General features: G+C 56.1%; 18 protein-coding genes and 1 tRNA gene. 7 read left to right on the top strand and 12 right to left on the bottom strand.

Going from position 1 to position 17,220, the window contains the following annotated elements; translation table 11 throughout:
• Nucleotides 1-31: 31 nt before the first annotated feature.
• The 3 genes from CNE01S_RS03390 to CNE01S_RS03395 all read right to left on the bottom strand — a co-directional run bounded on the left by CNE01S_RS03390 (nucleotide 32) and on the right by CNE01S_RS03395 (nucleotide 1,555).
• On the bottom strand, nucleotides 32-250 hold the full coding sequence (locus CNE01S_RS03390; RefSeq protein WP_061273444.1) for a hypothetical protein: 219 nt from the start codon (nucleotides 248-250) through the stop codon (nucleotides 32-34).
• Between the two features lie 657 nt (nucleotides 251-907).
• Nucleotides 908-1,002, bottom strand: a tRNA-Sec gene (locus tag CNE01S_RS25160).
• 217 nt (nucleotides 1,003-1,219) lie between these two features.
• The gene (locus CNE01S_RS03395; RefSeq protein ID WP_061273446.1) at nucleotides 1,220-1,555 is read right to left on the bottom strand and encodes a nuclear transport factor 2 family protein; all 336 of its coding nucleotides are present in this window, start codon (nucleotides 1,553-1,555) and stop codon (nucleotides 1,220-1,222) included.
• A gap of 256 nt (nucleotides 1,556-1,811) precedes the next feature.
• On the opposite strand from CNE01S_RS03395, the gene CNE01S_RS03400 reads away from it, so the two are divergent.
• Nucleotides 1,812-2,033, top strand: coding sequence for a YgdI/YgdR family lipoprotein (locus CNE01S_RS03400; RefSeq protein ID WP_425430195.1), 222 nt, complete (start codon nucleotides 1,812-1,814; stop codon nucleotides 2,031-2,033).
• Nucleotides 2,034-2,084: 51 nt separating this feature from the next.
• Here the strand turns inward: CNE01S_RS03400 and CNE01S_RS03405 are convergent, their stop codons facing one another.
• From CNE01S_RS03405 to deoC, 3 genes are read right to left on the bottom strand one after another with little or no spacing between them, the layout of a single operon-like run.
• Nucleotides 2,085-2,846: a DeoR/GlpR family DNA-binding transcription regulator gene (locus tag CNE01S_RS03405; protein WP_061273448.1), complete on the bottom strand. Its 762-nt coding sequence runs from the start codon at nucleotides 2,844-2,846 to the stop codon at nucleotides 2,085-2,087.
• A gap of 55 nt (nucleotides 2,847-2,901) precedes the next feature.
• Entirely contained in the window at nucleotides 2,902-4,431 is a 1,530-nt protein-coding gene (locus CNE01S_RS03410) for a xylulokinase (RefSeq protein ID WP_061273450.1), read from the bottom strand.
• A gap of 47 nt (nucleotides 4,432-4,478) precedes the next feature.
• Nucleotides 4,479-5,192 carry a deoxyribose-phosphate aldolase gene (gene deoC / locus CNE01S_RS03415; protein ID WP_045784319.1) on the bottom strand — a complete coding sequence of 238 codons (714 nt, stop codon included), beginning with the start codon at nucleotides 5,190-5,192 and terminating at the stop codon, nucleotides 4,479-4,481.
• 399 nt (nucleotides 5,193-5,591) lie between these two features.
• Here deoC and CNE01S_RS03420 point away from each other — a divergent pair, with 399 nt between their 5' ends.
• From CNE01S_RS03420 to CNE01S_RS03440, 5 genes are all read left to right on the top strand, one after another.
• A complete protein-coding gene (locus CNE01S_RS03420) occupies nucleotides 5,592-6,392 on the top strand; it encodes a DeoR/GlpR family DNA-binding transcription regulator (protein ID WP_061273452.1) in 801 nt (266 codons plus the stop codon).
• A 105-nt stretch (nucleotides 6,393-6,497) separates the two neighbouring features.
• The gene (gene alsE, locus CNE01S_RS03425; protein ID WP_061273454.1) at nucleotides 6,498-7,184 is read left to right on the top strand and encodes a D-allulose 6-phosphate 3-epimerase; all 687 of its coding nucleotides are present in this window, start codon (nucleotides 6,498-6,500) and stop codon (nucleotides 7,182-7,184) included.
• A gap of 11 nt (nucleotides 7,185-7,195) precedes the next feature.
• Entirely contained in the window at nucleotides 7,196-8,137 is a 942-nt protein-coding gene (locus tag CNE01S_RS03430; protein WP_061273456.1) for a ribokinase, read from the top strand.
• Between the two features lie 39 nt (nucleotides 8,138-8,176).
• Nucleotides 8,177-9,505 carry an L-fucose:H+ symporter permease gene (fucP, locus tag CNE01S_RS03435; RefSeq protein ID WP_061273458.1) on the top strand — a complete coding sequence of 443 codons (1,329 nt, stop codon included), beginning with the start codon at nucleotides 8,177-8,179 and terminating at the stop codon, nucleotides 9,503-9,505.
• A gap of 1 nt (nucleotide 9,506) precedes the next feature.
• The gene (locus tag CNE01S_RS03440; RefSeq protein WP_061273460.1) at nucleotides 9,507-9,908 is read left to right on the top strand and encodes a VOC family protein; all 402 of its coding nucleotides are present in this window, start codon (nucleotides 9,507-9,509) and stop codon (nucleotides 9,906-9,908) included.
• A 54-nt stretch (nucleotides 9,909-9,962) separates the two neighbouring features.
• Here CNE01S_RS03440 and fdhE read toward each other — a convergent pair whose 3' ends face one another.
• From fdhE to fdnG, 4 genes are read right to left on the bottom strand one after another with little or no spacing between them, the layout of a single operon-like run.
• Nucleotides 9,963-10,892: a formate dehydrogenase accessory protein FdhE gene (gene fdhE / locus CNE01S_RS03445; protein ID WP_061273462.1), complete on the bottom strand. Its 930-nt coding sequence runs from the start codon at nucleotides 10,890-10,892 to the stop codon at nucleotides 9,963-9,965.
• Nucleotides 10,889-11,524 carry a formate dehydrogenase cytochrome b556 subunit gene (fdoI, locus tag CNE01S_RS03450; protein WP_038477697.1) on the bottom strand — a complete coding sequence of 212 codons (636 nt, stop codon included), beginning with the start codon at nucleotides 11,522-11,524 and terminating at the stop codon, nucleotides 10,889-10,891. The genes fdhE and fdoI overlap by 4 nt, the downstream gene beginning before the upstream one ends.
• Nucleotides 11,521-12,423: a formate dehydrogenase subunit beta gene (gene fdxH, locus CNE01S_RS03455; protein WP_038477700.1), complete on the bottom strand. Its 903-nt coding sequence runs from the start codon at nucleotides 12,421-12,423 to the stop codon at nucleotides 11,521-11,523. Before fdxH ends, fdoI begins: the two co-directional genes overlap by 4 nt.
• 12 nt (nucleotides 12,424-12,435) lie before the next feature.
• Entirely contained in the window at nucleotides 12,436-15,486 is a 3,051-nt protein-coding gene (fdnG, locus tag CNE01S_RS03460; protein ID WP_096753937.1) for a formate dehydrogenase-N subunit alpha, read from the bottom strand.
• Between the two features lie 212 nt (nucleotides 15,487-15,698).
• Between fdnG and fdhD the strand changes: the two genes are divergently transcribed.
• The gene (fdhD, locus tag CNE01S_RS03470; RefSeq protein WP_061273468.1) at nucleotides 15,699-16,490 is read left to right on the top strand and encodes a formate dehydrogenase accessory sulfurtransferase FdhD; all 792 of its coding nucleotides are present in this window, start codon (nucleotides 15,699-15,701) and stop codon (nucleotides 16,488-16,490) included.
• A 3-nt stretch (nucleotides 16,491-16,493) separates the two neighbouring features.
• On the opposite strand, the gene CNE01S_RS03475 is transcribed toward fdhD, so the two are convergent.
• Both CNE01S_RS03475 and CNE01S_RS03480 read right to left on the bottom strand, forming a co-directional pair.
• Nucleotides 16,494-16,790, bottom strand: coding sequence for a type II toxin-antitoxin system RelE family toxin (locus tag CNE01S_RS03475; RefSeq protein ID WP_061273470.1), 297 nt, complete (start codon nucleotides 16,788-16,790; stop codon nucleotides 16,494-16,496).
• Nucleotides 16,787-17,038, bottom strand: coding sequence for a type II toxin-antitoxin system Phd/YefM family antitoxin (locus CNE01S_RS03480; RefSeq protein ID WP_061273472.1), 252 nt, complete (start codon nucleotides 17,036-17,038; stop codon nucleotides 16,787-16,789). Before CNE01S_RS03480 ends, CNE01S_RS03475 begins: the two co-directional genes overlap by 4 nt.
• Nucleotides 17,039-17,220: the final 182 nt, after the last annotated feature.

Below are 17,220 nucleotides of genomic sequence, written 5' to 3' on the forward strand. Positions count from 1 at the left end.
TATCTAAATGTTTAAAAAATAATGCTACGGATTACTTCTCGTTGCAGTCCTTATAGGAACCATCTTTTCTCTTATCATAGCGTTTCCATGGTCCAAAAGTCACATTATCGCCGTAATTGCCATTGGTGATAGTGCCGCTGACCTTACGATGGCACAAACCGTATGGACCTTGTTTGTGAGTATCATCCCAGAGTGCGCCACCAATAACCGCTAAACTTTCTTTTGCATCTAATGCTGTGGATTTAAACATCTTCAGTTCCCTTTAATTAAATTGGATTTAATGGTAAAACAGTTCTTCTCAGAACGAGATGAAATGTAGAATCCCCACTAGTATGATTCAATACAAAGTGTTTTAATTAAACGAAATTAAGAGGGTAAGGGCCACGTATTAGGCTATTAAGACAATATATGAGTGAGGATTGAATGTGGTTACTGTACCTGATGTAGCTATTTGTTCATTTTTAATTAATGCTCATCGCAACGTTTACGGCGTCCGTTTTTATGGTGTGCATTACAGCTTCTGGCCTGAGATAATATATTTTTAATATTAACCGTAAGAGGTGTGCTTCCCACGACAGCTTTGCCTTCCTTAGCATTCAATATAGCAGAACTTAATCTTTTAATTTTATTTAAAATAAATTTAGCTGGGTTATCTCATTCAACAGTAAGTGAAAAATAACCTATGAATTATTTATGCTCAGCTAGATATGTAGTAAGTTTTTTAATTTAATTCGATAATTATTCGGGTAATACATAAATGAAATGTGTTTTTAGAATAATTCAATTAAAAAAAATTAATTATGCTATGCGTGATAAAGGAAAAATAATCTTGGGCGCGAACAGACTCAGATCTACAGGGAGGTGAAAGAAAAGCGGGTATAGCCGGGAATTGGAATAATTTAAAACTTGGCGGAAAGTCACAGGAGTCGAACCTGCCCGGCGCCGCTGGCGGCACCAACTGGAGTTGAAGTCCAGCCGCCTCACCGGAGACGACGACCTTCCGCGCCTGCATTGCTACATGGAGGCGGGGCGCAGTATACCGGGTTTCCTGCTGCTACCCAATGGGTCAGTAAGAATATATGCTGCGCCTAAAGTGAAATTATTCACCAAATCAATCTAACGGCCCATAAGCTGCTCGTCCCGGCAGGGTTTCCGGGCTTCATTCTGCACAACCTGCATCAGAAATCCGCCGGTAAGTACGTGATCGGGCTACGGCAATTCAGCCAAAAAAGAACCACGCGGTTTTTATCAGCCCGTTTTCTACTTCGAAAACCGCCATGCTTTCAATCGGTTCATCGCTCAGGCCGTGGATCTTCTCGTGGTCGAAAACCTTGTTACCCATTGCGGTGCGGGAAATGATTTCTGCTCGCAGGGCCGGGTTGTTGAAGCGGTGCTCTTTATAGAAGGTATAAAGGGCATCGCGTCCTTCCAGGGAAGGCGTTACGGCTGGCGGGCGGTAAGCGATGAAGTCTTCGCTAAAGCAGGCGGCGAAAGCCTCTAGATCGTGGGCGTTGTAAGCCTCGAACTGGCGGATGACGGGGTCTGTGACTGACATAAAAGTATCCTGATAAGAGAAACTGGTGGGCTGTCAAAGTGTGGTTGTTGTGTGCGAGGACAGAATCTCTTGCCGGATGGAAAATGTCTAATGAAAGGATGGGGCAGATTGTGCGGTGGCCCGGCCTGCGGCTGAAACACTTCATCCCCTGCTTGCCCAAACTTAGCTCCAGTCTCCCTTCGCAATACACATTAACACCCGGTTGCATTTCATCCAGCTACAATCCGGCGTCTAAAACAATAAAGGGTTGGCAAAAGTGAAAAAACTGTTCGGGATGATGTGGGTGGGCGTTGTTGCTCTGTCGGCGGTGGCTTGCTCCAGCAGCTACGTGATGTCGACTAAGACGGGCGAAATGATCGTAACCAAAGGCAAGCCGGAGCTGGATAAGCAGACGGGGCTGACGCGCTATTACGACGCCCAGGGCGTGGAGCATCAGATCCAAAACGATCAGGTGGTGCAGATGATTAAGCGCGGCTGATCGAGATAGAAAAGCGCCGATCGACCGGCGCTTTAACTTTTAGCCGGGTCGCTATTCTTCCAGCGCAATCAGGTGGATCCCGGCGTTACACCAGGCTTCGGCGTTGTCCGGCAGACGGTCAATCACCAGCGTATCAATGCGTGCCGCAGGGGTAAATTGCGCGAGCGAGGTGTTATCCAGCTTGCTGTGGTCACAGACGACAATCACCTGACTGGCATGCTCTATCATGCCGCGCTTTGTCTCGGCCAGCATCACGTCGGCCACGCAGGCACCCTGTTTTAGCGACAGCGAATTCACCCCCATAAACGCTTTATCCACGTTCAGGGTATCCAGCAGCGAGCGGCCGTTAATCGCCACCACGCAGTGATAGCCTTTCTTCACGATACCGCCCAGCAGGATGGTCTGGATAGACGGGCTGGCTTCGAGTTCGCGGGCAATCTGGTAGTCGTTGGTCACCACGGTCACGTTCTTGCGGTCGCGGATGTGGCGGGCGATGTGCAGCGTGGTGGTACCGGTATCCAGCACGATGATGTCGCCATCTTCTACCAGCTGCGCCGCGCGCTGGCCGATGCGCTCTTTTGCGCTCTGGTTCACGACTTCACGGTCGTCCGATGCCTGCTCAAAGCTGGCGCGGGTGCGCAACATGGCGCCGCCGTGGGTGCGGGTCAACATGCCCGTTTCTTCCAGCTGGCGGAGGTCGGCCCTGATCGTTGCCCCGGAGACGTTGAAAACCTCGCACATCTCGGACACCGCAACTTTCCGTTTTTCCCTGAGGATACTCAGTAATTTTTCCTGACGCTCTTCTGCAAACATTCGACCTCTCTTGTTCCCGCTCTCTGCGGAGCATCACGCCTTATTTTCCCCTGGCCTAAAGCTGCGGCGACCCGCTATCGGGCGCTGGCCCTTCGCTGAGCCCATCCAGCCGGTCATACAGCGGCGCAGCCTGTTGGTAAAGTGTATCAAACACCTCAAAGCACGCCGCATAGTAGTCCCGAAGCCGTGAGTCAGGGATAATTTCCTTTTCAAAATGAACGGCCTGACGCACGCCGGCGGCAAAATCGGTATACAGACCCACGCCGGTGCCCGCGATAATACCGCATCCTGTTATGCCATTCTCCTGGTTACGTGTACTTAAAATAGGCAGGTTATAGGCCGAGGCTTTAATTTTTAGCCACAATTCGCTGCGCGCGCCGCCACCGGAGGCAATCATCCGTTCCGGGTGCTGACCGCACTGGCGCAACTGGTTGAGATTACGCGTAGAGGCAAAGGCGACCCCTTCCAGCACCGCACGGAAGAGGTGGCCGCGGTGGTGCTTGCGCTGCAGGCCAAAGAATTGCGCCCTTGAGTTGGTGTGGTCGGCCAGGCGTTCTCCCGTCAGGTAAGGCAGGAACAACAGGCCTTCGGCACCGGGCTTAACCGTTGCCGCCTCGGCCAGCAGATCGGCGTGTGAAAGCTGGTTCTGCGCGATCGCCTGTCTGGCCCACCGCACGGCATCCCCGCCCGCATCCAGAATGGTAAAACCGCCCCAGGCCGGATTGGCCAGGTGCAGATTATTGATGCGGGTGTGAAGCAGCGGCTGTCTGGCAACGACCGTTAACAATGTTGAGGTGCCGGTGGAATCCGAGGCTGTTCCCGGCTGGTAAACACCGGAGCCCAGCAGCGTGGCGGCCATGTCCGAGGTACCGGCAACGACAGGTATGCCAGCAGGTAAGCCGGTAAGCGCCGCCGCCTGAGGGCTAACCTCGCCAATCACGTCGCTGGACAGGTAAAGCGGTGGCAGCTGGCCAGCCTTCAGCCCGAAGCGTTCCAGCGCTTGCGAGGACCAACTGAGGGTGGCGCTGTCCATCAGGTAGTAGCAGGAGGCTTCGCTGTAGTCGGTGGCATAAACGCCGGTCAGCATGAAGTTGATGTAATCTTTCGGCATCAGCACCATGGCTACCCGCGCCCAGCTTTCCGGGCAGTTTTCCCGCCACCAGGCTAGTTTGAAAGCGGGCCAGGCCGCGGTGGGCGGGTTGTTTAGCCGGGTGAGCCATTTCTCTTCCCCATCACGGGCGATAAAAGCGTCAACCTGTGGCTGGCTGCGCTTGTCGTTCCAGAGCAGGGCTTTATCCGCGACCAGTTCGCCGTCGGCATCCAGTAAGACCGTGCCGTGCATCTGGCCGCAGACACCGATGGCGGCGATGCGTGAACGCTGATCCGCGAAGCGGTGCAGGACTTCGTGGAGGCATTCACATGCTGAACGCCACCACAGCGACGGGGCCTGTTCCGACCAGCCAGCCTGCGGGGTGGTCTGGTCATATTCACGCTGAGCAAAGCCAATCAGCTCGCCGGTCTGAGCCAGCAGGGCGGCCCTGGCGCTGCCTGTGCCGACGTCAATCGTCAGTATTCTGTCTTTCATGTTGGGCTCCGTGAACGGGAGAAGGCGGGCTTCCCGCCCGCGATTTTTTAGTTATCGTTTAATTCCGGGAACAGGCCTGGATCCTGTTCAAGCTGGGCCAGGACTTTGCTGACCGCGCTCTGGCTCATGCCGAAGCGGCGTACGCCCAGGCGATAAAGCGCGCGGACGGTGTCCAGGTCGCGTATGCCGCCTGCGCCTTTTATCTCAATGCGGCCTTTGAGCTGGTCCGCAATGATGCTGACTTTTTCAGGCGTAGCGCCGGTGGGGGCCCAGCCGGTGGAGGTTTTCACCCACTTCATGCCGACTTCCACCGCGATGTCACACACTTTGCGGATTTGCTCTTCGTTCAGGTAATGGGTCTCAAGGATCACTTTCGCCGGGATCGGGGCGGCGGCTTCCACCACGCGGCGCAGGTCTTCGCGAACATAATCGAAGTCCCCGGACAGCACTTTGCCGATGTTCACCACCATGTCGACTTCCCTCGCGCCGTCGGTAATCAGCTGGCGAACTTCCTGCACTTTGATGTCGGTCGCGTGGCCGCCACCGGGGAAGCCAACGGGGCCGCCAATCATCACTTCGCCGCGTCCTTGCTCTGGCAGCAGGGTGCTAAGAAAACGCGTCCAGCACGGCAAAACATGCACCGAAATAATGTTGTAGCGGCTGGCCAGCTCCGCACAGGCGCGAACGTCTGCTTCTGTGTTGGTTGCCTGCACGGCGCTCAGGTCGATCAGGCGGGCAAAACGGCGGGTTGTCTCATTCATCTCTTAATCCTGTTTTTGCTTTCAATTGGTTTCATATTTCACGATTTATTGCGCTCAATAGATTAAAAAGGCTATTAAGTGAAAATAATGTGATCAATTGAACATTATTTTATTTTCATTTGTTTTTAATTATTGGCGGGCAGTTAGCGCGGAATAAAGTGCGTCGGGCGTAAACGGTCATAAACGGGCAAAAACGGTTGGTTGCATTCATTTCCGTTTATTTTTGTTTTTGACCGAATGCGTGATTGAGCGAAGGGAGAGCCGGGTCGGCTGGCATTAAAAATGCGAGCCAGAGCACATTTTCATCGAGGCAATAGGCCGCTATTAGCCGACAGAGCCTGGCTCGCAATCGGCGATGCCGGAAACCAGTAATCTGATTTTGCACTTCAGGAGGCACCTATGTTACCGCTGGAACGTCACCGTTTAATCCTGCAACTGCTCGGGCAGCAAGGCGTGATGCGGGTGAATGATATCGCTGCCGCATCCGGCGTTTCCCGTGAAACGGTGCGCCGTGACCTCAGCGAACTGCAGCGCAGAGGGATGCTCAGCCGCAGTCATGGCGGCGCACTGGTAGCCGAGAATGCCCTACCGATAAGCATTCTGGCCCCGCAGGGCGTGCCGGTTCAGGATGCGCAGGGCAGCTTCCGTCAGCGAACGCTGCTGAACAGCGAAGCCAAGATGCGCATTGCCCGTAAGGCGCTGAGACTACTGCAACCGGGAGACACCGTTTTGCTCGACGGTAGCAGCAGCAGTTGGTTCCTTGCGCGTCAGCTGCCGGAGATGGCGCTGACCGTCATTACCCCGTCAGTGAGCATTGTGCAGACGTTAATGAGCCGCCGCTCTCTGCGCGTGGTGGGGCTGGGTGGGGAGCTGTCGGCGAGCGAAGAGGCTTTTTTCGGCGAAACAACGGCCAGAATGCTGCTCGAGCATCCCATCGAGACGCTGTTTTTCTCGTGCCAGGGGCTGGAGCGCGACAGTGGGCTGTATGCCGGCAGCGAGGCGCACGCAGCGCTGCTCAAGCAGATGATTATTCATGCTCGCAAGGTGGTCGCGCTGATGGACGGCAGCAAGCTCGGACGTTTAGGCGTGGCCCGTGTCGGAGGACTGGGGGATCTGGACTGGCTGATTACCGAGCCCTTTAACGATCCGCTGCTCGAAAAGGAGATGACCTGGCATAACGTCGGGGTGCAGATCGCCTGAGTGCCCGTCATGTCGTGACGGATAAAAACCGCACTGTCATTCACACCGCCCGTTCGGTGGGGCCTGACTTTGCCTGAAATCCGACTCTTTTCCAGGAGAAGCGCTATGAAGTATTACATTTCCCCGTCACTGATGTGCATGGACATTATGAAAACGGCCGAGCAGCTGCAGGTTCTGAACCAAAAGGCTGACATGCTGCATGTGGACGTGATGGACGGGCACTATGTTAAAAACCTGGCGCTTTCCGCCGCCTTCGTCGCCCAAATTCGCCCCTACACGACGTTGCCTGTCGACGTCCATTTGATGGTAGAAAACCCGGCCGATTTTATTGGGCCGCTGATCGAAGCCGGGGCGGACTCGTTCTCCGTGCATGCCGAAGTCATCAGCCGTGAAGCGTTTCGAATCATTCATACCCTCCGCGATGCCGGGAAAAAGGTGGGGGTCGTGCTCAACCCGGCCACGCCCGTTGAGGCGCTAAACCATTACCTCCACTTGCTCGACAAAGTCACCGTGATGACCGTCGATCCTGGCTACGCAGGGCAGCCGTTTATCCCCGAGATGGTGGAGAAAATTGCTCAGCTGCATCGCCTTAAACAGCAGCGCCAGCTTGATTTTCTTATTGAGGTGGACGGCTCCTGCAACCGCAATACCTACCGCCAACTGCTGACCGCCGGGGCTCAGGTGCTGATCCTGGGCAGCAGCGGCCTGTTCCGCCCGGATGTGGCGCTGGAGCAGGCCTGGCAGAACATGACCCGCGATATTGAAGCTGCACTCAGCCCGGCACATGCCTGAGGAGAAACGTCATGACAGGAAAAGTTTGTGTATTTGGCTCGTTCAATTTCGACATGGTCGCCAGGGTGGATCGTTTTCCTGTACCTGGAGAATCGCTGGTTGCTACCGGCAGCATGACCAGCGCCGGCGGGAAGGGAGCCAACCAGGCCACGGCGGCGCTGAAGGCGGGGGCTAACGTGCATTACATCGGCAAAATTGGGGAGGACACTTTCGGCCAGTTCGCCCGCCGTCACCTGAAAACCGTCGGCTTTAACGCCATCACGCTGCTGACCACTGATGAAGTGCCCACCGGCAACGCCTTGATCTATGTCGCCGGCAACGAAGCGGAAAACATGATTGCCGTCGATCCCGGCGCGAACATGACCGTGACAGACGAAGAAATTACCCAGTGCATTCCGGCGATTAGCTGCGCCGATGTGGTGCTGGTGCAGTTGGAGAATAACCTTTCAGCGATTCAGCAGGTGATTAACGCAGGTCGCGAGCATGGCGCATTTGTGGTGCTGAACCCCGCGCCTTATCAGCCCGTAGAAGATGCGCTGCTGGCGAGTGTGGATCTGCTCACGCCAAACGCCACCGAAGCCTGGCTGTTAACGGGCTGCCGGGTCACCGATGCAGACAGCGCGAAGCTTGCCGCCGATGCACTCCATGCCAAAGGCGTGGCAAGAGTCATTATCACTCTGGGTGCCGTCGGCGCCCTGCTAAGTGAGGGGGGACAACAAAACGTGATCCCTTGCTTCCCATCCCACCCCCGCGATACCACCGGCGCCGGGGATGCCTTCAACGGCGCGCTTTGCGCACGTCTGGCCTGCGGAGAGTCTCTCCCTCAGGCCGCCAGATTCGCGGCTGCCTATGCCGCGGTCAGCGTTGAGAAACACGGCGCTTCTGCTTTACCAGAGTATCAGGAAGCGCTGGAACGTCTTGCCCTGGCTACCCCGCACCATGAGGTAGCGTAAAAACCTTACCGATAAAATAACCGATTACGGGGACTTCACATGAGTACTCTGATTAACGATAAAGTGAGCGACAACGTTCACACTGAAAAACTGGACACCAGCGCCTATCTCGCCCATACGCCCTGGCTGCAGTTTTTGCTGGTTTGCTGCTTGTTTGCGCTGTGGGGGATGGCCGGAAACCTGAACGATATCCTGATTGCCCAGTTTAAAAAGGGGTTCGATCTGTCGGATACCCAAACTGCGCTGGTGCAATCTATCTTCTTCCTTGGCTACTTCTTCGTGGCGCTCCCGGCCGCCGCGCTGATAAAACGCTACTCCTACAAAGCCGCGATTATTACCGGGCTTTGCCTTTACGCGCTGGGCTGCTTCCTGTTTATCCCTGCCGCAGAGGTCATGACCTACGGTGCGTTCCTTGCCTGCCTGGGCGTCATCGCCTGCGGCCTCTCTTTCCTGGAAACGTCGGCTAATACTTACTCGAGCCTGCTGGGGCCGATTAAAACGTCCACCCAGCGCATTAACTTCTCGCAGATTTTTAACTCGCTGGGGGTCATTTCCGGGGTGTTAATCGGCCAGATCATGGTGTTTGGCAAAGATGACCCGAGCCATGAAGAACTGCTAAAAATGCCTGCCGCTGCGGCAGATGCGGCACGTCACCAGATGGTGGGTCAGGTCGTCGGGCCATACCTGATTATCGGTTCTGTGCTGGTGGTGCTGGCGCTGATCTTTGTCTTCGTGAAGTTCCCTTCCTGCAAAGGCGACGCGCCAAAGCAGCAGGTTTCTTCCGAGGGGATGGGCAGCACGCTGCGACGTTTATTCGCGATCCCTCGTTTCCGCCTCGGCGTGTTGTCACAGTTCCTTTATGTGGGTGCTCAGGTTGGGGTGTGGAGCTTCACCATTCGTTTCGTGCAGCTGGTTCAGCATGGCACCAGCGAACACTCGGCAACTTACTGGTTACTGGCCTCGCTGGTAATTTACGCGGTGGGTAAAGGCGTTGCGACCTGGCTGATGAATCGTTTGAACCCTGCGCTGCTGCTCGGCGTGTTTGCCTCTGTCGCCACGCTGTTGCTGCTGATTGCCGTGGCCAGCCACAGCATGTTGGCTGTTTATGCGCTGATTCTGGTGAGCTTCTGTATGGCGCCGTGCTGGCCAACTAACTTTGGCCTGGTGATCAAAGGCATGGGGAAAGACACCCAGACCGCGGGCTCAATTGTGGTGATGTCGATTATCGGTGGGGCGGTGATCCCGCTGGTGATGGGCGTCATCTCGGACATTAACCACGGTAACATGCAGATTGCCTTCCTGGTGCCGCTGCTGTGCTTTGTGTATGTGGGTTTCTACGGCTTCTGGTGCGTAAGGAAGGGGGTATAACATGCGCGAACTGGTGAAACATTTGGCCCATATCGGCTATCAGGTAAGCAATCTTGAGCGTTCGCTGGCCTTCTATCTGCCGCTGGGTTTTGAGGTGAAAAGTCGCTACAGCAAAACCGCGTCGATGGGCGAAATTGAAGTGGCCTTTATTGAACTTGGCGGCGTGTTACTTGAGCTGTACCAGCTGCCACAGAGCGAGGGCTTCGATGTGCCACGCTGCGGTATTGACCATATTGCGCTTGAGGTGAGTGACCTTCAGGCCGTGGCCGCGCGCCTGGAAACGCTGGGTTATAGGCTGGATGAAGGGCCGGTAACGGAATCGTCGCCAATGAATAAGGTGAGTTTTTTACTGATTCGCGGGCCAGATGGCGAAAGGCTGGAGTTTGATCAGACGGCTGCCTGATACGAAGGGGTACTAAAAGAAAACGGCATTCAATTTTGAATGCCGTTGGTCGTTTTATTCGCCTTCGCCAGGGAATAAGAACGGGTTGATACTGCTGCGGGCGAAGCCTTCCTGCTCCATGCGGGCGTCAAGCACCAGCGAGGCCAGGTCGTCGGCGACGGCTTCAACTTTCGGGTCCTTCTCCTGATAGAGAATCTTCAGGTAGGTGCCGCAGTCGCCGCAGCTTTCGGCTTTAATCGCCGCCTGTTCGCTGTCCAGCGACCAGTAGTTTAAGTCGCGAGTCTGTTCGCAGTTGCTGCACTTCACGCGCACCACATGCCACTCGGTTTCGCACAGGTTGCAGTGCAGATAACGCAGGCCGTTGGTGGTGCCGATGTGTACCATGCTGGCGACCGGGATCGAGCCGCAAACCGGGCAGAACTGGCGCTGCTCGCCGTACTCTGCTTTGGCTTTGCCGGGAATCAGCGTCGCCATTTGCGCCCAGTAGAGCGACAGCGCGGCCCAGATAAACGGCGCTTTGTCGCTGCTGACCAACGCGAAGTCGGCGTTGAACAGCGCGGTGGCCATCTCTTCCAGCTCCTGTGAAGAAGCTTTCTCAAGATTTTCAATCACCGCTAACGCCGGGCCGTCCATTTCTGGCTTCAGCTCGGCAATCAGCGACTGCAGCAGGCGCTGCCAGTGCGGGTCGCGCGGCAGAACGTGAATGTCCAGCGGCGGCTTGCCGGTTTTGGCGGCTTCGGCAATCAGGGCGGTTAAATCCATCTCCAGCGGGTGGTCGTACAGCACCACTTCCTGGGCGTGGGCAATCAGCGCGGCAAAGCGCAGATAGTCGCCCAGCGGGTTGCTGGCAGCCAGCTCGCGCAGGCGTTCAGCGCGGCGGTTGTAGAGATTTTTGAGCCTGGGGAATAATAACGGCGGAATCACTTCCGCCGTGCGTTTCTCGCTCTTCTCCAGCTGATCTTGCGGGATTATGCGAATACTCATTCAGATGACTTTTCCTGTTTCTGGCGGACTTCGCGGTACCATTTCGGGTGATGTTTCTTTGCCCACGTCGTGGTAACCCAGCCCTCCACCATCGCGGTGATGGTGCCTTTTACCCAAAGGGCGGCGTAAATATGCACCATGATAACCACAATTAACGCTACCGCAGCAAATGAATGCAGCATTAACGCAAATCGAATAACCGGGATAGGGAAGACTGGCGCAAAGTAAGGACGCCAGATAATCACGCCGCTCGCCAGCAACAGCACCAGGAAAATAATCGCCGCCCAGAACACGCATTTCTGGCCGAAGTTATAACGCCCGGTGTCTCCCACTTCCTCGTTGACGACGATCTTACGAATATTCTTCGCCCAAAAGATATCATCCCGATTGATTAGGTTGTGGTGCCAGTAACGGAAAAACATGATGATAAACGAGGCGAACATCACCACCCCAACGAACGGGTGGAGGATGCGCGCCAGCTGCGGCGTGCCGAGAATGCCCATCAGCCAGTTGAAGGACGGGAAGAAAAAGCCCAGTCCGCTCACCGCCGCCAGCACGAAGCAGAAGGCGGTGATCCAGTGGTTGATGCGCTCAGGCGCGCTGTAGCGCTGAATGGTCGGTTGCTTTTTCATTTACGCACCTCGTCGTCGTCATGGTGCAGATTATCGTCCTCTTCATCGGCACGGTTCGGGCCGACCCCAACGTAGTGGAAGACGCTGGCGGCGAAGGTGGCCGCAAAGCCGATGGCGGCCAGCGGTTTCCAGACGCCTTTCCAGAACTTCACGGTTGGGCTGATGGACGGGTTCTCCGGCAGGCCGTGATACAGCGTCGGCTTGTCCGCATGATGCAGCACGTACATGACGTGCGTCCCGCCAACGCCGGCCGGATCGTACAAACCTGCGTTGTCGTAACCACGGGTTTTCAGCTCCGTCACGCGCTCACCGGCGAGGGTCTTCATATCCTCTTTCGAGCCGAAATGAATCGCCCCGGTCGGGCAGGTCTTCACGCATGCTGGCTCCTGGCCCACGGTGACGCGGTCTACGCACAGGGTGCATTTGTAGACGCGGTTGTCTTCCGGGTTCAGGCGCGGCACGTCGAACGGGCAGCCGGCGATGCAGTAGCCGCAGCCGATGCACTGCTCAGACTGGAAGTCGACGATGCCGTTGGCATACTGAATAATAGCCCCTTCCGACGGGCACGCCTTCAGGCAGCCCGGATCCGCACAGTGCATACAGCCGTCTTTGCGGATCAGCCATTCCAGTTTGTCGTTCTGCTCCACTTCCGAGAAGCGCATCACCGTCCAGGATTTGGCGGTCAGGTCCGCCGGGTTGTCGTACACCCCGACGTTATGCCCCACTTCATCGCGGATGTCGTTCCATTCCGAGCACGCCACCTGGCAGGCCTTACAGCCGATGCATGTGGTGACGTCGATAAGCTTGGCGACCTCTTGCTGATGATCCCGCGCCTGAGGCGCGGGCGTGAAGCCGTTAGTAGCGGAACGACGGATAATGTCCTGAGATTGATAAGCCATAATTCGTCTCCGTTACACCTTTTCCACGTTGACCAGGAACGCCTTGAACTCCGGCGTTTGCGTGTTGGCATCCCCGACAAACGGCGTCAGGGTGTTGGCAATAAAGCCTTTTTTCGCCACGCCTTCGTAACCCCAGTGAATCGGGATCCCGATGGTGTCCACCTTCTGGCCGTGAACGTCCAGCGTGCGGATACGCTTGGTCACCACCGCTTTGGCCTTGATGTAGCCTCGGTTGGAGGAGACCTTCACCGTATCGCCGTGGGCGATGCCGAGCTTGTTGGCCAGCTTCTCGCCAATCTCGACAAACTGCTCCGGCTGCGCGATGGCGTTCAGCAGCGCGTGTTTGGTCCAGTAGTGGAAGTGCTCCGTCAGACGATAGGTGGTGCCGACATACGGGAACTTGTCGTGCGTGCCCATTGCTTCCAGGTCATCTTTAAACACGCGTGCCGCCGGGTTGGAAACCACGTTCGGGTGCAGCGGGTTGGTGCCCAGCGGCGTTTCAAACGGCTCGTAGTGTTCCGGGAACGGCCCCTCTGCCATCTTGTCGAGGGCAAACAGGCGACCCAGGCCTTCCGGCTGCATGATAAACGGCCCGACGCCGCTGTCCGGCGCGGCGGTGCTGTAGTCCGGCACGTCGATACCACCCCATTTCGCGCCATCCCAGGAGATCAGGCGGCGTTTTTCATCCCACGGTTTACCCGACGGATCGGCGGAGGCACGGTTATACAGAATGCGGCGGTTAAGCGGCCACGCCCATGCCCAGCCGAGCGTGTTGCCCAGGCCTGACGGGTCGGCGTTGTCGCGGCGAGCCATCTGGTTGCCATCCGGCGTCCAGCTCCCGGCGAATATCCAGCAGCCGCTGGACGTTGTACCGTCGTCGCGCAGCTGAGCAAAGGAGCTAAGCTGCTGCCCTTTTTTCACCAGCACCGCGCCGGTGGCCGGGTCGATCAGGTCTGCCAGCGCCTTGCCGTTGCTTTCCATAGCCACTTCTTCCGGCGCCGGGTTGTCCGGCGTCAGGTACTTCCAGGTCATGTTCAGCACCTGCTCAGGCACTTTGCCGCCGTCGCGCTCGTACATGTGGCGCAGGCGGGTGAAGATGCCGGAGAGGATTTCGCCGTCGTTCAGCGCTTCCCCTGGCGCATCCGCCCCTTTCCAGTGCCACTGCAGCCAGCGCCCGGAGTTCACGATGGATCCGTTCTCTTCCGCGAAGCAGGTGGACGGCAGGCGGAACACCTCGGTCTGGATTTTCGACGGATCAACGTCGTTCATCTCGCCGTGGTTTTGCCAGAAGTTGGACGTTTCGGTGTTCAGCGGGTCGATAGTGACCAGGAACTTCAGCTTCGAGAGCGAGGCCACGACCTTGTTCTTGTTAGGGAACGAGGCCACCGGGTTAAAGCCTTGGCACAGATAGCCGTTGACCTTGCCCTGGCTCATCATCTCGAAGTACTGCAGCACGTCGTAGCCTTTGTCCCACTTCGGCAGCCAGTCATAGCCCCAGCTGTTTTCCTTCGTCGCTTTGTCGCCAAAGAAGGCTTTCATCATCGAGACGAAGAATTTTGGGTAGTTGCCCCAGTAGTTCACCTGGCCTTTCAGCAGTGGTTTAGGCGTGTTGGCCGCCAGATAGCTGTCGATATCCACCTGTTTTTCGCTCGGCAGGTTCATGTAACCCGGCAGGCTGGTGGAAAGCAGGCCGAGGTCGGTCAGGCCCTGAATGTTGGAGTGGCCTCGCAGGGCGTTGACGCCGCCGCCTGCCATCCCCATATTGCCGAGGAGCAGCTGGATCATCGCCATGGTGCGAATGTTCTGCGCGCCGATGGAGTGCTGTGTCCAGCCCAGGGCGTACAGGAACGACGCGGTTTTGTCCGCCACGCTGGTTTCGGCGATGTACTCGCACACCTTCAGGAAGTCTTCCTTCGGCGTGCCGCAGATACTGGTCACCACGTCCGGCGTGTAGCGGGAAATATGCTCTTTCAGCAGGTTCCACACGCAGCGCGGGTGCTGGAGCGTCAGGTCGCGTTTGGCGAAGCCTTCTTCATCCAGCTCGTAGTTCCAGGTGGTTTTGTCGTACTTGCGGTTTGCCGCGTCGTAGCCGGTGAACAGGCCGTCGTCGAAGCCGAAGTCCTCACGCACAATCAGGTTGGCGTTGGTGTAAGACTCGACGTACTCGCGGTTGAATTTGTTGTTGTTTATCAGGTACAGCAGGACGCCCGACAGGAATGCAATGTCGGTCCCGGATCGGATAGGCGTGTAGAAATCCGCCACCGAAGCAGTACGTGTAAAGCGAGGATCGATCACAATCAGCTTCGCGCCGTTGTGAATTTTGGCTTCCATCGCCCAGCGGAATCCCACCGGATGCGCTTCTGCCGCGTTCCCACCCATCACCACGATGAGGTTGGCGTTTTTGATATCAACCCAGTGGTTGGTCATCGCACCGCGACCAAATGTTGGAGCAAGACTTGCTACCGTTGGTCCGTGTCAGACACGCGCCTGGTTATCCACGGCAAGCATGCCGAGGGCGCGGGAAAATTTCTGGGTTAAATAGCCGGTTTCGTTGCTCGACGCGGAAGCGCACAGCATCCCCGTGGAGAGCCAGCGGTTGACCGTGGTGCCCTGTTCGTTCTTTTCGATAAAGTTGGCGTCGCGGTCTTCTTTCATCAGCTTCGCGATGCGGTCAAAGGCATCGTCCCAGCTGATTTGCTGCCATTTATCGGAGCCTGGCGCGCGGTAAGAAGGCGTTTTCAAGCGGCTTTCGGAATGGATAAAGTCCACCAGACCGGCCCCTTTCGGGCACAGCGCGCCGCGGTTTACCGGGTGGTCCGGGTCACCTTCGATATGGAAAATTGAGGCTTTTGCGTTTTTTGCGCCGTCGCCGAGGCTATACATCAATAGCCCACAGCCGACGGAGCAGTATGTGCAGGTGTTACGGGTTTCACGGGTGCGTAGCAGCTTGTACTGCCGGGTTTCCGCGAGCGCAACGCCGGGGGCAAAACCCAGTGCTGCTGCCGTGGTGCCTGCCATACCGCCAGCGCAGATCTTAAAGAACTGCCTTCTGCTGACCTGCATGGATCGCTCCTTACATTTCGACATTTCACATTGCTTAGGATTTATTTTGCGGGGTTACCCGCAAAGGTTCACAATTAGAACCAGTATAGATTTTGATGGCTTACTTCCCTTCATCCGGAAGGGGTATTTAGTAGAATACCACAATGGTACTGAGGGTGTTCTCGAATGGTTAAAACAAAGTGAACAAACTTCACCACTCTGAAAAAAATATAATGGAACAGGTTACCGGCGCACGCACGATCGAGCTTTGGCATCGGGGCAATCTCACCGTGGCTGAAACCGACTGGCTGGCGGAAGAAGTCCCTGTCGCGCTGGTCTACAACGGCATTTCTCATGTTGTGATGATGGCTTCGCCCAAAGACCTTGAAGCGTTTGCGCTGGGGTTTTCCCTGTCTGAAGGCATTATTGAAAGTCCGGCGGATATTTTCGGGATGGATGTGTTGCCAACTTGTAACGGGATTGAAGTGCAGGTCGAGCTGTCCAGCCGCCGCTTCGCGGGCCTGAAAGAGCGTCGCCGGGCGCTGGCCGGACGAACCGGCTGTGGCGTTTGCGGCGTCGAGCAGTTAAACGATATTGGCCGCCCCGTGCCGCCGCTGCCGTTTACCCAGACGTTTGCCCTGGAAAATCTGGACGAGCCGCTGAAAAAAATGCGCGGCTACCAGCCCGTCGGCGAGCTAACCGGCTGCACTCATGCGGCGTTATGGCTTGATCCTGACGGGCAGATCCTCGACGGACGGGAAGATATAGGCCGTCATGTGGCACTGGATAAAATGCTCGGCGTTCGCAGCCGTAACCCGTGGCACAGCGGCGCCGCGCTGGTTTCCAGCCGTGCGAGCTACGAAATGGTGCAGAAGGCCGCGATGTGCGGCATTGAAATCCTGTTTGCGGTGTCTGCCGCGACTTCGCTGGCGGTGGAAGTTGCACAGCGTACGAATCTGACGCTGGTGGGCTTTAACCGGCCAGGCCGTGCCACGGTTTATACGCACCCGGAGCGGCTGCGCTAAGTATTAACGGACGGGCTTCATCCGTTCACTGGCCAGGTTATAAACCTGGCTTCTCTCGCGTTTTCCCACGGCAACGACGGCGATCACTAACACCTCATCTATCACTTGGTACACCAGCCGGAATCCGCTGGAGCGTAGTTTGATTTTGTAGCAATCCTTCATGCCACGCAGTTTCGTTGATGGAATGTGAGGTTCCTCGCAGCATTTCTTAAGCTTTTTGGCGAACTGCTGTTGAATGGATTTATCGAGCTTGTGCCATTCTTTCAGCGCATCTTCCCTGAACTTCACCTTATAGCTCATAAATAGCTGTCCAAATCCATCTCAATCAGTGGCTGGTTGCTGCGTTCATTGACCAGCTTTACCAACTCCTGGTCATCCAGCGCATCAAGCATTTTTTCATACAGCGCGGCTGGTACGCAGTAAAACGCCGGCTGGTTGCGGTTCAGTATTGCAACCGGGAAGCCGTCTCCGGCATTAACCGTCGCCATAGGATTTTTTTTCAGTTCGCTAACGCTGGCGCTAGTGTCGCTCAGAATGATGCTAGGCATGAGTCACCTCTTAAGACTGTTTAACTGGTCTTTATTATAGAGCTAAGAGACCTATCAACAAGTCTTTTGAGTGTTTTTTGTTCTTTTGTAGATTGTGGCTATTTGTTACAAGCCCCTCGTCCCTCTCCCCTTTAAGGGCTGTCTCTTAGTCACAAATACGCTCTATGAAGGATCGGCTAAGG

Origin of the sequence: Cedecea neteri NBRC 105707 = ATCC 33855 (assembly GCF_001571265.1) — a bacterium.
Taxonomy (GTDB): domain Bacteria; phylum Pseudomonadota; class Gammaproteobacteria; order Enterobacterales; family Enterobacteriaceae; genus Cedecea; species Cedecea neteri.